Source organism: Paenibacillus sp. FJAT-27812, from assembly GCF_001273905.1.
Classification (GTDB): Bacteria; Bacillota; Bacilli; order Paenibacillales; family Paenibacillaceae; genus Pristimantibacillus.
The window spans coordinates 6,070,197-6,085,278 of sequence record NZ_LIGH01000001.1; the positions used below are offsets into that span (position 1 = coordinate 6,070,197).

Consider the following 15,082-nt stretch of genomic DNA (forward strand, 5'->3'; position numbering starts at 1 on the left):
CCCACTTGCTAAATGGGGTTTGGAGGCGTCTTTACGCTTGACCAGCTTCATCTTTGAATATCGGTAACATGAAAGACACAATCGTTCCTTGTGCTTCGGAGCTCTTGATTTGAATGGTCCCGCAATAAGCTTCAACTAGCCGTTTTGCAATTGAAAGTCCGAGCCCGCTGCCGCCCTGCTTACTGCTCCTTGCCTCATCGACGCGGTAGAAGCGGTCGAATACACGGGGCAGATGCACCGCCTGAATGCCCAATCCCTTATCCCTTATCTGGATCTGAACGGTTTGGTCATCAAGCGCGTCTCCGGCTATCTTTATATCCTTCTTATCACCGGAGTATTTGATTGCATTATCAAGAACAATCATTAAAATCTGTTTCAAATGATATCCTCGAATAGCCGCAGCCCTATGCTTCAGGGCGTCAATGTCGATTTGGAACACAAATTCCGGGTGAATTACGGCAAAGCCGTCCACTACATGATGCACGATTTTATAAATATCAGCTTGTTCCGTGCTTGTCTGCTCGCTAGTTGCCTCAGACGAAGCCAGCAGATCATGAGTGAGATTTTTGAGGCGCGCCAATTCATCCAGAGAAGCATTCAGTGATTCGGTTAATACAGTCGGGTCGTTCCTCCCCCAACGGGCTATCAGGTTTAGATGGCCCTCAATGATCGCGATAGGTGTTCTGAGCTCATGCGAAGCATCCTCCACAAATCGATTCTGTTGTTGGAACACTTCTTCCAGACGATCCATCATATTATTAAAAATAAAACTAAGATTGGACAACTCATCCTTATTGTCCCAATATTCTACTCTTTCCCCTAGTCCGTTATGTGTAATCTTCTCCATCGTCTCTGATAGCCTAGCGACGGGCTTGACCAATTGTCTGCCAAGCAGAACACCTGCAAACATACTGAATGCGGCGCCTCCCAAACCTCCGATAGCCATCACTAGCAGCAAAATATGATTCAGTCTTTCGTAGTTTTCCAAATTTCGGACAATTTCAATTGTGCCTATGAACTCATCTGTCCTGATGGGACTTCTCATGACTAATAAATGATCCTGTTCATGCCACAAGCTTACGAGCGTGATAGCATCCACCTTCTCCGGCTTTACCCAGGAGTCGGGCAAATTACCGTTAACCGTAAATAAAGGTGCCCCGTTCTTGTCTAGTATGCGAATAAACTGATCCGGCTGATTCACTTTATCGAGGAAGTTTTTTCCAGAGGCCACATCCTTTGAGTCGTTATCCGCGTAATAAACGAGAATTTCATCCATGTTTTTTCTGATTCCATTCTCTTCTTGAGCAAGAATCCACCGATCCAGAACCAAATATTGAACCGAATTATAGAGGAGAAAAAACACACACATCCATAAGGCGGACCACAAGGTGATCCGCCATTTCATCGGCAGCGTGTTTATTCGAGACATAATCATTTTCATAACCGCATCACATATCCTATTCCACGAACCGTTTTAATGTATTTCTCATCTCCCGGAGAGCCTAATTTATTCCTTAAATATCTGACATAAACATCGACAACATTCGTTTCCACTTCGGTATTGTGGCCCCACACTTTATTAAGCAGGTTGTCCCTTGACAACACCAAGTTAACATTTTGCATAAATACAGCCAGCAGATCGAATTCACGCTTCGTAAACGTTAAGGAATCGCCTGATTGCGTAACGACTCTGGCATTCAAATCAACATTTAAATCCAGAAAAGATAACGCAGATAACGTCTGTTCACTATGCTCATACCTACGGAACAACGCTCGCATGCGGGCAAATAGTTCTTCAATGGCGAACGGCTTTGGAATGTAGTCGTCTGCTCCATAATCCAACCCGGTTACCTTATCCGTTACCTTATTCCGCGCGGTCAACATCATAATGAGCGTTTTCTTGTGTTCGCGAATGTTTCTGCAGACCTCAAATCCGTTCATCCCCGGCAGCATCACATCAAGCAATATCAGGTCAAAGTCATGCTCAAGTGCAATGGCAAGCCCGCTCGTCCCATCATACGCGACGGTGACTTCAAACGAGGCATGCCTGAGCTCCAGTTCAAGAAATCTTGCGAAGTTCGGTTCGTCCTCAACAATTAGAATTTTTTTCATATATCCTCCCGCTGCTTCCTTTTACCTATTATAGCCTTTTCACAGCGTTTGCTTGCTCTATTTTCCAACCGGGTTCACGGCTGAGTTTTCATCCTTACGAGATTTCGTCAAATAGATAACCAGACTCAGAATCGTAACTAAAAAGATTGCACTGGTTACAACCGTACCTAGGCCAAGACCTCCATCCTCCCGCGGTTGAGATAAATAGTCGCCTAGCGAGGCACCAAGCGGCCGAGTCAAAATATAAGCGATCCAAAAAGCGAGTACCGCATTTAGCTTGAAGCGAACATGAGCCACCGTCACAACAGCGATTAGCCCGGCAAATATAAGCGCTGACTTCCAATAACCCAAGTCAATGCTCTCCGCCACAAGATCGCCAGCTGCCGTGCCGAGCGCAAAGGTGAACAGAATGGCCAACCAATAAAAAGCTTCACGTCTACTTGTTATAATCGAATGAATAGACAGAGATTTCTCGCTTGCATACCACGCTGCGAATGTCGCCGCCAGCGCAAGTGTAAAAATAACTGTAGTCGTCACCAATGAAACACCCATGTTATCTACGAGATTATCTGTAATCAGAGTACCTATAATACTGATTAGGACGACTACCGACCAGTATACGACTGGCACGTATTTGTTCAATCTAAATTGATAATACAAGACTGCGATTAGAAGGATGCTCATCACAAAGGTCGTATTGGTCAACCCCAAATCAAGGTTGCTGTCAAGAAAATCCGCTGCGGTTTCACCTACCGTCGTTGCTAAAATTTTGATGATCCAGAAAAAAATCGTAAGCTGCGGAACTTTGTTAAACAAATCTTGACTTAAAACGGTTTCATGCTTGTTCGTTTGCAAGATGAACCCATCCTCTCACCCAAAGTTATACGGCTTTCTCAACCGCTGCAATGAGTGTATCAAGCGATTATGAAAATTCGAGGTGAGTGATCGTCTCTATCCCCTTATTATTCCATAACAAACATAAAACCACTCCGTATGTTGGAGTGGCTTCATTGATTATCGCTATCTTATTTTTTAAACTTCGCCCCAGTATACCTCGGTCTCGTATTCAAAAAACACTTTGCCATTCTCCTTATTCCGTTCAAATAAATGATGCAGCTCATTCATCATGAGATCGTATTTCGGTTCTCCGAATGCAGGCGTATAGGAAGACGACCGTAATCGACCGCTCAATCCTTCAAAATCAAACACTTGTTGATAGATGAATCGTTTTTCATGCATGTTCCCCGATTTGAAGAAAGAAACCAGTATTTCTGGCGAAATGTTTTTATGATTCACTTTATTGTAGTCCGTGCCAAAAGTTTGCAGCAGCTGCTCGTACCCTTCCCGAAAAGGGGTACCCTGAAGAAGCCTCGAATTCCATATTAACACAACCATGCCACCGGGCTTCAAAATTCGTTTAAATTCCGATTGCGCTGAGCTGCGGTCAAACCAATGAAAGGCCTGAGCACAAACGATAAAATCTACAGACCGATCCGGCAGTCCAGTCATTTCAGCGGAGCCGGAAACGGCACGGTAATTTTTTTCACCGTTAAGCGTCTTTTCCGCAGCTCCCCGCATTTCTTGGTTCGGCTCCACGGCCGTAACATGACTCCCGCGCTCCAAAAGCAGCTTTGAAAAAATACCTGTTCCTGCACCAATGTCCGCGATCTTACTTTTCGCTTGCACTCCAACAACATCGTATAAATAATTAATCGCTTCATCCGGATAGCTCGGGCGAAACTTTACATACGAATCCACCCGGTCAGAAAACCGTTCTTTACTATTCATCTATTGCCACTCTCCTTCTAAGAAAGGTAATGAATGCTGTTTAATAACGGACTAACTTTCAAATCATTTTCGCCACACTGTTTCATTAGTTGAAACAAAGTTTCACTTTTTTATATCATTTTACAATAAGACCCCTCATATGGCTAGCTATTCTAACTGTTTTTTTCATAACCCAACATCTGCTTTATTAATTCGTTCGCCTCTTCTTTATTGTCTGCTGGGCCAAAAACATATCCATTAATCCCATATTTTTCGTTAATGCCATTCAGCATCAGCCAGACTTTATCAAGATTTCTTGAGGCCGTGATGGTTCCAATGCTTTTAGAAAAGACCAATTGTTAGTTTCTGTAATCAAGAAAAAGTATTTTTGACCGTCGAACTCTAATTTGAAAGGATATGTTAAATCTTTATCTACGGTCAGCGTTCCTATTACGGTATTTTTCCCAAGAAGCCTTTTATATCCATCTCCGCTCATTTTGATTATTGTTTCTTGCTCAAAATCGGAATCAAACGAATAGATAATAGATCGATATTCCCTCTCTACTTCAAATTTTTTTGGATACAATGAATAAACGATCAAAGCAATCATGACGAGTATGAAGCTTCCTATTAATTGATTTTTTCTAGCCACATTTTTGTCCTCCCGTTTCAACATTCCTGACTTTTAATGCGCATTATCCCATTTAAGTTTATATATGTAAACAAATTCTGTGAACAAAATATTTTTTTGCAGCACAAAAAGGATGCCTTTTATGATCGGCATCCTCTTCTATAACCACTTACTATGGCTTAGTTCTCTTTTAAAGCGTAATCAACAGCACTTTCTGCATGTAGCCTTGTCGTATCATAAATCGGGATACTGCAATCATCTTGTGCGATTAATAGCGTAATTTCAGTACAACCAAGAATAACAGCCTCTGCCCCCTGCTTGTTCAAACCGTCAATAATCTTCAAGTAAGCTTTTCTAGATTCATCATTAATGATTCCGAGACAAAGCTCTTGATAGATAATGTCATGGACGATCTTTCTATCCGATGCATTCGGAACGATCACTTCGAGCTCAAATTTTTCAGCGAGCCTGCCCTTGTAAAAATCCTGTTCCATCGTAAAGGCAGTTCCCAGCAAAGCGACTTTCTTAATGCCGGCCTTCACAATTTCTGTTGCAGTTGCATCAGCAATATGAAGCAAAGGGATCGATACCGATTCTTCCACTTCCTTTGCCATTTTGTGCATCGTATTCGTACATATGACGATTAGATCAGCCCCGGCAGCTTCTAGCTTCTGTGCGGAATCAATCATGATTTTTGTAGCTTCATTCCAATTCCCTTGATGCTGAAGATCGATGATTTCTTGAAAATCGACCGATAACAAAATACTTTTTGCAGAATGGTGTCCGCCAAGCTTTTCTTTTACGCTTTGATTGATGATTTGGTAATAGAGCAATGACGACTCCCAGCTCATACCGCCAATAAGACCTATTGTTCTCATCTTATTACCACTTAGATTTGCACTCATTCTATTCCTCTCCACTCTCTCTTTTGTATGTATTCCATCTTAACACCTTTATCCTTTATCCCGCTATAAATCCAGGCGACTTTGCAGCGGCACATTCGATGAACACTCATCCCTTTATCATATTGTTTGACGAATCGCATCTCCTCCACTAGCGGATTTGCGCCACTCTATTTTCCGTCGATATCCGTCACGATATCAAATACAAAAAGAGAAACCCATCGCTTCGGAAAAAGCGTGGGTTTCACTATAGCCTGAACCGGCCTTATAAGGTCGGTTTTTCATATTCCGGCAGATGTTCCGTTTGGTCTTTAATCGTTGAGCCATCCTCTAGACGAAGCCAGCTATCGATGCTGCGTTTGCCTTCCGTCAATTGAATAACGCGCGCACCCCGCTGGAACCCTTGCCTGCCGTAGGTATTGAATCCAGTCGCCCGGCCGTAATAAAGCCGTATGCCGTAAAGCTCTCCCCAATAATCGTTAATATGATCATGTCCGCAATAAGTAGCCATCACATCCCCTTGCGCTATCATCGCCGAGAAGATGCCTGCCTGCGTTTTGGCTGAGCATACCTTCTCATGTTTAGAGCCGTAGCATACTTCCTGCCTCCATACGGTTTCGTACTCAGGCAGAGGAATATGAAAGAATGAAATCGCCGGCAATGCTTCCCCGTCAAGCCTTGCTTTCCATTCACGAGATTGCTCGGTATACCACTCAACCTGATCATGGCGGATCCAATCGTACCCCGGAACGCTCGGCTGCTCGGAGTATGCGCCAGAATCAAAGCAATAGAGCAACGCTGCTGCTTTTTCGTTATTTGAGCCAAAGACGGGGAGCACATAGTTTCCTACGCCATGTATGTGTTCAGGTCCCCTTTCAGCCAATGTGTAAGCGTGTTTTAAAACTTCGCTCATCAGTTGATCCCTTGTAATGCCGTTCTCCGTGTCATGATTACCGAATACGACGCCCCAAGGGATGGCGCGTTGTTCGACAGCGGCAACCGCTTGCCGAAAGGCGCCAGCAGGATCGTGGCATAAGCTGGACCCTTCCTCATGCGTGCCCGTATAAATAACGTCCCCTGTAAACATAACAAGATCCGGTTGCTCCGCATCCAGCACAAGCTCCATAACAGCCTTCGATTGCAAATCTAAATCAGATCCGTCTATCCAATGAATATCTGTGAATTGAACGATTTTAAAGGTTCCATCTTTGCGAAAGCGAAGCGCACTTGACATCCATATACTTCCTCTCAACGAAGTTGTTATCTGATTTCATTTATGAGCCTAGATCAGGCTGATCCAAAAAGGTTACCGCTTTATCAGCGGCGCCATGCAATTCAAAAATGACAATCTCATTGTCGCCTTGCCTCAGTATCGGCCCCGGCACATACAATGTTTTCTGCGGCCCCATATTCCAATAGCGTCCTAAATTAAAGCCATTGATAAAGACGACTCCTTTAGTCCACCCTTCCAAACTGAGGAACGTATCGCAAGGCTCATCCACCGTTACATTTCCGCGATAGAAGCTTGGTTCCTCTTGCTCAAACAAGCCTCCAAATTCTAGAGAGGACAAATCCTTTAACGGTAGCGTATGCGTTGTCCAATCCGATAGGAACTGTCTTCCGTAGCGCACGCCTTCGGTAATCCCTTTCCGGTCTTTCATGTAAGGCCCATAATTGACACGGCCTGCATTCTCGACAAGTATGGTGAGTTCAACTCCGTCAGCAGGAACTTCAAACTCAAGCTTCACATCGGCATGGACACGATCCAAAATGGCTGCAGGCTGCCCGTTTAGGAAGACCTGCGCACGGTCATGCAGCTCTTGCAAGAAAAGCTCTTCTTTCGGACGAGGACCGCTTATAAAGGTACGATAATGAACAAAACCGTAATCCTGGCCCAATTTCTCCATCGTCTCCGGAAATGCGGTATGGATAGGTGTCGACATGCGATCCAAATTTGCCGTTAATGAGGCTTGCCCAGTCATTGCCACCCGTCCGTAAGCTTTCTTGGCGATTGGGGCCGGCAATTCACAGGGACCAAGCTCCACATACTTTGAAATGACATCGCGCACCGCATAATATTTAGCCGTTGGTTCACCGGATTCGTTCAGCAGCGCATCATAGTCATAGCTTGTAACCGTCGGTTCATAGCTCTCCTTTGTATGGCCGTTTGCGCCGTTATAGAAGCCAAAATTCGTTCCTCCGTGGAACATATAAAAATTAACGGATGCATGCAGGCTTAGCATTTCATCTAGTACATATGCGACATCATCGGCTGGACGGGTATGATGCTCCTCGCCCCAATGGTCAAACCAGCCGTTCCAATATTCCATACACATGAGCGGCGCGTCCGGTTGATATTGTTTAAGCTTATCGAATGCTTCAACTGCCCGGGAACCAAAATTCACCGTTGCCAATACACCGTCGATCATGCCGCCTTGCAGCATCGCGTCCTCAGGTCCGTCCGAGGTAAATAACAACACATCCACCCCACGGGCGATCATGCTCTCTTTTTGATGCGTTAAATATCGTTTGTCGTTGCCGTAGCTGCCATATTCGTTCTCGATTTGCATGGCGATAATAGGTCCGCCGTTCGTGCATAATAGCGGCTTCAATTTCGGAAGAAGCACATCATAGTAGGCGTCTACATGATCTAGGAACGGCTTATAATAGCAGCGAAGGCGCATATCCGAATCAGCAAGCAGCCATGAGGGAAGTCCTCCGAACTCCCATTCCGCACAAATATAGGGCGAAGGCCGAACGATAACATGCAATTCCAGCTCTCCGGCCAGCTCTATAAAACGAACAAGATCAGCCATCCCTTCAAAATAAAACTGGCCTTTCTTCGGTTCGTGAAGGTTCCAAGGCACATATGTTTCAACGGCATTAAACCCGCAAGCCTTTAATTTCAAAAGACGGTCCTCCCAATACTCCGGGACGGTCCGAAAATAATGGATGGCTCCCGAAAGGAGTCGTATGGGCTGATCATTATAATAAAATGTAGATCCCGAATAATTAAATGTAGCCATTTGTCTTCCACCCCATCAACTATTTAATTGCTTATGCAAAATGGCTGGCTAACGCTTGATTGATCCGCTCTCTTGCCGCTAACAGCCATTCTCCGCTTCCTCTTGGATAATTGGCAAACGTCAATGGCTCAGCCAAATCCTGTTCCATGAGCTCAACCGTCTTTTGTTTGCCAATCTTCTGCTCCAGCAGCTCTAGAGCCCGCAAATCCTGTATGCCCTCGTAGAGCACTTCCAAACGAATCGACTCTATCGGGCCTTCTTTGCCCGGATAAACCAAGTAAGCGTCTCCCGATGGGAAAGCCAGCTTCGCATCGGTCGTCCGGAAGGGGTCTAACTGCTGATCCAGCGAATATTGCGAGTACCAAAAGTTATAGCCCCAGTGCAGAAATCCTTGCAATCCAAACTTGTATAGCTGTAATCCGATGACCCGATTTCTGGCAGACGGCATGTTAAAAAAACGGTTCGACACCTGTTGATGCTGCCCGCAGCAATAATAAGTCCATAAGTCCGGAACTTGATGCTCTAGGAACGGTTCGATATGATTGTTCGCTGGAATCGGTCTCTTCACTAGACCCTCTTTATATAAATCCAGATCGGACAGCGCATCCATTACGGGATAATCGGATAGATGCTTATAAATGATCTCGCTTGCCGATCGGTACGATTCCATATGCTCGAGTGCAGGCTCATCGGATATATGGAACCAGCTTTGCTGCTCCAGCCCATTCTCTTTCAAATAACGATCCAGACTAGGCAGAAACTGGTCCAAGAAGCCCAGATACGACTCAGAGGATGCATCCGTCTCCCAGCCGAATAGCTGCCGCTCTTCTCCATCAATCGTTCCCATAATTTTCGGCGCGCACTTCGCTCCCCACTGCGTAAATAAATGGGAAAACTCAAAGTATTTGAAGCCCAGCTTCCGGCACATCGTTATCCACCGCGCAAGCTGGTCATATCCGAATGAATAAGTGCTTCCATTCGCCGCCACTTCAACGAGTTGAACCGTCGGACGCTCTCCTCCTATAGCGGTATCGAGCGGAGGCGTAAACAAAGGCGTCAATATCATGTTCATCCCATGCCTTGCCATCGTATCTGCATAACGTTCCAGAAGTAACCAGTGCGCTTCGCTAAACACCTCGACCCCGTACTGCGTAGCAATACAATCCGCATGAAACCATTCCGTGTGAATGAGCTGCTGCGGTGGCAGCGTGACCGGAATGACAGTCAATTCTAATACATCGGATTTCGCTAGCTGCTCGCCATCAGCTGATTGAAAGGAGATCCGTACCGGGTGAACACCCGCAGGAACCGATTTATCCAGAGCGATGCTCACCCATACTGAACGCCATTGTCCGGGTACCGATACGACCGATTGCTGTTCCAGCTCGTATAATGGATCTGGATATAATCCAGGCGCCGTTCGCAAGACGTCAGTATCCGGATCGCTGTAGCAGGGCATCTCCGATGGAACCAGTCCGACGGATCTAATCGTTGCATGCTCTGCGATAGGCGAATCTATTTTCAAAACCATATTTTTCAGAAGGGTGTCCGAGGTGTAGGCTACCTGAAAGGAGAACGTTTCGCCTAGAAGCGCCGATGCGTATTTATAGCTTTCATTAGCAGGCTTTTCATCCGCGAAAACCTTTGCCAAAGAGCTTAACAGCATCGTTTGAAACGGCAACGGTACACTCATCCTTATTTCACCTCTTCGCATAAGATGCTTTGTGCAAAATCTTTAAGATCGATACTGTTGCCGTCCAATCTTGACTGTTCCGCCGCAAACGCCATGAGATGGCTTTGAATCGATTGGTTGGCCGAGGTAAGGCCCTCGCTCTTGCCGTCATCCCTTACCAGCTTTAAGAAATCCTTGAGCAAACCCATATCGCCGCCGCCGTGGCCGACATGGCCTCCCCTATCTTCAAATACGATTCGCTCGATCTTGCCGCTGCCGAAATGAATAATCTCAATTTCATTTTTCTCCATGGCGCCGCGGATTTCGCCTTTCGTCCCCATCAGCTTGATCGTACGGCTGACGTCTCTCGTAAACGCACTCATCGTAAATGCCGCAGTGACCGAATTAGCGAACTCCAAATTGACAACCTGATGGTCAACGACATCGTTGTCGCAATGATAGACACATCTGCCGTAAGGGCCTTCTTCCAGAGCCTTATAACGGGCACTGTAGCTGAGGTCATTGCTAATTGCCGATGTAGGCCAATTCGTATCGTCTGTCAAATAAACATTAGGAGCATAATAGAGACAGTCATCCGCGGCCGGACATCCGTCCAAGCAGCGCAGCGGCGCCCCTGCCGGCGCTTGATCGGATTTGAAATGCGAGAGTGACCCGAAGGAGGACACGCGAACGCATTCTGAACCCGCCAGCCAGAGCAGAATGTCCAAATCATGGCAGGACTTCGCTAAAATCATTGGGCTGGACTCCTCTTTCCGGCGCCAATTCCCCCTGACAAAGCTATGTGCTTGATGCCAATAGCCTACGTTCTCATTGTGCGAAATAGCCATCAGCTTGCCTATTGCGCCGTCATCCAGCAAACCTTTTATAGTAGAGAAAAAATTCGTGTACCGCAGCACATGGCAAATCGAGAACACGCGGTTGTATTGAGACGCCATCTCTCCCATTAGCATACATTCCTTGGCATCGGGAGACATTGGCTTCTCTAGAAGGACATGATAACCTGCCTCAAGCGCCTTCATGGTCGGAATGAAATGCTGCTTGTCTTGCGTGCAGATAAGCACGGCATCCGCAAGCTTCGGCAAAGCAAAAAAATCATCCCAGTTCTCAAAACACCGGTCATCTGCAATTCCATGCCTCTCTTGGAAGCTGTTCCTGCGTTCGGCGACCGGCTCGGCAACCGCTACGACCTGCAGCTCATGCGGATGCGAGAGCGCATACTCCAAATAATTGATTCCGCGCAATCCCGCTCCGATTATGGCAACTGTAACTTTTTTCATAAAACAATCCCTCTCCCCCGCTGCTGCAAACTTTTTCAGCTATTCTTTGACGCTTCCTACGGTCATGCCTTTAACAAAATATTTTTGCAAGAACGGATACACCAACATAATGGGCAGTGCGCCCATGAAGATTTGCGCCGTCCGCAGCGTTTTCTCGCTCAAGTTATCCATCGCTTTGAGCTGCTCGATAGACAAGGAAGACATTTGGGCATTGATCGACATAATGAGTGTGGACAGATAGGTTTGAAGCGGGTACTTATCCGGTGAATTCAAGTAAAGAATCCCGTCAAACCAAGCATTCCAATGCCCGACAATGGTGAACAATCCGATCGTGGCGATCGACGGAAGCGATACCGGCAAATAAATTTGCCAAAGCACTCGCAAGTGGCCTGCACCGTCAATCGTAGCCGCCTCGTCCAGCTCTCTCGGAATGGATCTGAAAAAATTCAACATAAGGACCATATTCCATACATTCAAGGCTCCCGGTAGAATGAGCGCCCAGATCGAATCTATGATGCCTGTATTTTTGACGATAATATAAGTAGGAATTAATCCGCCGCCAAAAAACATCGTAGTCGCAAAAAACCATACATACGGGGTTCTAAATTTAAACTGGTTATTCGTTTTGGATAACGGAAACGCAGTAATGAACACGAGCAGCATATTTACGGCCGTTCCGAGTACGACCCGCTTTACGGAAACCCATAACGAACGGAAAAACTCAATTTTTTCTCCCAAATAGACATAGGCATCCGTGGAGAATCCGACAGGCCACAGGCTTACATCCCCGGCCATCGCAGCCGTATTGGAGCTAAGTGAAATAGAAAGCAGATGAATAAAAGGGATAATGCCGAGCAAGGTGACAGAGGTTAACAACAACGTATTGAGCACGACAAATAGCTTTCTGCTGATTGATGGTTTGTGTACCATAGTATGACCTCCGCCTAAAATATTCGATAGTTGTTATACTTGTAAGCCGCATAGTAGGTGATGGATACCAGTCCTAAGGATAAGACAGATTTAAAGAGACCTATCGCGGATGCGGGTCCGAATTGCTGGCTGAATATGCCTAACCGGTATACGAAAGTATCAATAATATCTGCCCCTTCATAAACAGTCGGGTTATACATGATCAGAATTTGTTCGAAGCCTGCATTTAGAATGCCTCCCAAGCTTAAAACGCCAAGCAAAATAAGAATCGGTGCCATGCCGGGAAGCGTAATATGAATGACCTGCTTCCACCTTCCTGCCCCGTCCACCTCTGCCGCTTCATAGAGCGTTGCATTAATTCCGACGATGGCAGCAAGCATGACGATCATGTTGTAGCCCATTCCCTTCCAGACGTCTGACCCAATGATGATGCCTCTGAACCAGTCATTGTCCAGCATGAACATAATCGGTGACGCTCCCGCTGCGGACAACAAGCCATTTATCGGTCCATTTAGAGAAAACAATTCAATAATGACGCCGCCCAGCACGGTCCATGACAGGAAGAAAGGCAGGAAAATAGCGGACTGAATGAAGCGCGAGAACCATGTCTTCGTGACCTCATTCAGCAATAGCGCAAGAATGAGCGGCACAAGCAGGAACAGCACCATTTTTATGAGCGAGATCAACAACGTATTCCAAAGCACTTGATTAAAATCCGGTAGATTAAACACGTAACGGAAGTTATCAAGCCCGACAAAATCAGATTTAAAAAATCCGGACAACGGTTCAAACTGTTGAAAAGCCATGACAAGACCGGCCATCGGACCGTACGCATAAATCAATGTAGCGACAACACCGGGCAATAACATCAAATGGAGCAAATATTCTTTTTTCAACGTTCTCATAGATGACCCTCCTAACCGGATGTTAAAGGTAAAGCGGGAGGCGTTGTCGACTGCTCGACTCTTCTCTCCCGCTTTTTTTGGGACAAAGCTTTAATTTTTCGGCTGCTTGCTATACCACTCATTAACCTCTTGGGTAATTTGGTCGCCGCCAAGCGACTTCCAGCTTGCAACGAACTTATCGAATTCATCGATTGGCGCGCCCATGATGATTTTGGTAAAGGATTCTTGCATCAGCTTATCCAGCTGCGCGCCCTTCTCCACTTGCGTTATGGTAGGAAGGCCAAAAAATTCATTGTTCACAAAAGCTTGGGTTTCTTTAATTTTCCGTGTCGTTCCCCAGCCGCCTTCTTTGGCCGCACGGCTATAATATTGACCCCAATTGACGCCTTTGGAAGCATTAGCCGTATTCCCTGCAAGATAGTCGGTGCCTGCTTTGAAGACATCGGCTACGTTCTTATAGTTCTCGTCATCCAGCTCAATCTCAGTCAGCTTGGCATCCATCGTCTTGTTAACTTCTGTATAAATCGTGTCAATCTGAGCCGGATTGTAAATCCGTGGGTTAAACCAGTTATATACGTAACCATTCTCGGCTTTGTTCTTTTCCAAATATTGCTTATTGCCCATTTCAATGTAGAAATTGATCATTTTAATCGCCGCTTCCGGATTTTTAAATTTTTTGTTCACGGCGAAGACCTTTCCTGCACGGATCTTTGGTACAAGCGATTTGCCTGGTCCATCCAGACCTGGAATTTGAACCGCGATCCATTCGGCCTTCGGATCATTGTCCACGTTCAAGTTAAGCGGCCAGTTCGGGTACCACCATTCTCCGAATACCAAGCCTACCCTGCCTGCCGTAATATCTTCTACTGCCTTATTCTCGTCCTTCAAAGCAAACTCTTTGTTTAAAATGCCATTCTGATACCAGCTTTGCAGCTTGCCTAGAACGGTCTTCACTTCAGGCTGGATTAGTCCGGCCTTTAATTTATCGTCGCCATCCTTCAGCCAAGCGGTCTGGGCATCGCCAATGGAAGGGTATGCACCGAATCCGTTGAAGAGTCCCCGTACGTCAAAGCCCCAGAAAAACAAAGTCTTCTGCAATGAGATGCCGTAGGTGTCATCCTTGCTATTTTGATCCGGATCATTTTTTACGAACGCTTCTGCAACCTTCTCCAGCTCATCGATCGTCTTCGGAGCCTGCAGGTTCAAATGATCGAGCCAGTCCTTCCGAATCCAAAGCAGCTGCGTAGATAGGAATGGATCTTCAAAAGCCGGGACCGCTAGCTGCTTGCCATCCGAACTATACGTCTTCATTGCAAACCCGCCATCGGATTCCATATATTTTTTGAGAGTCGGCGATGCATACTGCTCATAGGCTTCTGAAAGATCAGCCAGCATGTCTTGCTTTTTCAGCTTCTCGAAGTTTTTTGGATCAAGCTCTAAAATATCAGGCAAATCGCCCGATGCCATGGCAAGTGCAAACTTTTGCTCATATTGGCCGGAAGGAACGGTCCACTTATATTTCACATCGATATTCATCATCTCTTTGAGATCCTTGAAGTAAGCATTCTGCTCCGGCGTAATTCCTTTTGGCGTTCTTGAATCTTCCGGCGGATTAAAGCCGAGCACTTCGGTAACCGTAACCGGCTCGGCATATTTGCCAAATGGATCCGGCGCAGCGGCGTCGTTCTTGGCATCCTCTGTGGAAGCCGGCGTATTAGCCTTGTCATTCCCCTGACCCGAGCATGCCGTAATTGCTGAAAGCGACAGCGTTAACAACAAAATCATTTTTAATTTTTTATCATTTTTCATATCGAACACGTTCCCCCTTTTGATCTTGTT

General features: G+C 46.0%; 13 protein-coding genes. All 13 read right to left on the minus strand.

What is annotated here, in order from left to right; all coding sequences use genetic code 11:
- Positions 1 to 31 precede the first annotated feature (31 nt).
- The 13 genes from ADU23_RS25980 to ADU23_RS26040 all read right to left on the minus strand — a co-directional run bounded on the left by ADU23_RS25980 (position 32) and on the right by ADU23_RS26040 (position 15,052).
- The gene (locus ADU23_RS25980; RefSeq protein ID WP_053376408.1) at positions 32 to 1,441 is read right to left on the minus strand and encodes a HAMP domain-containing sensor histidine kinase; all 1,410 of its coding nucleotides are present in this window, start codon (positions 1,439 to 1,441) and stop codon (positions 32 to 34) included.
- Positions 1,438 to 2,112 (minus strand): response regulator transcription factor, encoded by a 675-nt coding sequence (locus tag ADU23_RS25985; RefSeq protein WP_053376409.1) that lies wholly within the window; start codon positions 2,110 to 2,112, stop codon positions 1,438 to 1,440. Before ADU23_RS25985 ends, ADU23_RS25980 begins: the two co-directional genes overlap by 4 nt.
- 57 nt (positions 2,113 to 2,169) lie before the next feature.
- Positions 2,170 to 2,967 (minus strand): COG4705 family protein, encoded by a 798-nt coding sequence (locus ADU23_RS25990; RefSeq protein WP_231637532.1) that lies wholly within the window; start codon positions 2,965 to 2,967, stop codon positions 2,170 to 2,172.
- A 177-nt stretch (positions 2,968 to 3,144) separates the two neighbouring features.
- On the minus strand, positions 3,145 to 3,900 hold the full coding sequence (locus ADU23_RS25995; RefSeq protein ID WP_053376411.1) for a class I SAM-dependent methyltransferase: 756 nt from the start codon (positions 3,898 to 3,900) through the stop codon (positions 3,145 to 3,147).
- Between the two features lie 271 nt (positions 3,901 to 4,171).
- The gene (locus tag ADU23_RS26000; RefSeq protein WP_053376412.1) at positions 4,172 to 4,531 is read right to left on the minus strand and encodes a hypothetical protein; all 360 of its coding nucleotides are present in this window, start codon (positions 4,529 to 4,531) and stop codon (positions 4,172 to 4,174) included.
- A 158-nt stretch (positions 4,532 to 4,689) separates the two neighbouring features.
- Entirely contained in the window at positions 4,690 to 5,388 is a 699-nt protein-coding gene (locus tag ADU23_RS26005; RefSeq protein WP_053376413.1) for an aspartate/glutamate racemase family protein, read from the minus strand.
- Positions 5,389 to 5,677: 289 nt separating this feature from the next.
- Positions 5,678 to 6,646: a metallophosphoesterase family protein gene (locus tag ADU23_RS26010; RefSeq protein WP_053376414.1), complete on the minus strand. Its 969-nt coding sequence runs from the start codon at positions 6,644 to 6,646 to the stop codon at positions 5,678 to 5,680.
- Between the two features lie 40 nt (positions 6,647 to 6,686).
- On the minus strand, positions 6,687 to 8,438 hold the full coding sequence (locus ADU23_RS26015) for a glycoside hydrolase family 35 protein (RefSeq protein ID WP_053376415.1): 1,752 nt from the start codon (positions 8,436 to 8,438) through the stop codon (positions 6,687 to 6,689).
- A 31-nt stretch (positions 8,439 to 8,469) separates the two neighbouring features.
- The gene (locus ADU23_RS26020) at positions 8,470 to 10,131 is read right to left on the minus strand and encodes a DUF4091 domain-containing protein (protein ID WP_053376416.1); all 1,662 of its coding nucleotides are present in this window, start codon (positions 10,129 to 10,131) and stop codon (positions 8,470 to 8,472) included.
- 2 nt (positions 10,132 to 10,133) lie between these two features.
- Positions 10,134 to 11,408 carry a Gfo/Idh/MocA family protein gene (locus ADU23_RS26025; RefSeq protein WP_053376417.1) on the minus strand — a complete coding sequence of 425 codons (1,275 nt, stop codon included), beginning with the start codon at positions 11,406 to 11,408 and terminating at the stop codon, positions 10,134 to 10,136.
- Between the two features lie 39 nt (positions 11,409 to 11,447).
- The gene (locus ADU23_RS26030) at positions 11,448 to 12,338 is read right to left on the minus strand and encodes a carbohydrate ABC transporter permease (RefSeq protein ID WP_053376418.1); all 891 of its coding nucleotides are present in this window, start codon (positions 12,336 to 12,338) and stop codon (positions 11,448 to 11,450) included.
- Positions 12,339 to 12,352: 14 nt separating this feature from the next.
- On the minus strand, positions 12,353 to 13,243 hold the full coding sequence (locus tag ADU23_RS26035) for an ABC transporter permease (RefSeq protein ID WP_053376419.1): 891 nt from the start codon (positions 13,241 to 13,243) through the stop codon (positions 12,353 to 12,355).
- Positions 13,244 to 13,333: 90 nt separating this feature from the next.
- A complete protein-coding gene (locus tag ADU23_RS26040; RefSeq protein ID WP_053377837.1) occupies positions 13,334 to 15,052 on the minus strand; it encodes an extracellular solute-binding protein in 1,719 nt (572 codons plus the stop codon).
- Between the last annotated feature and the right edge of the window lie 30 nt (positions 15,053 to 15,082).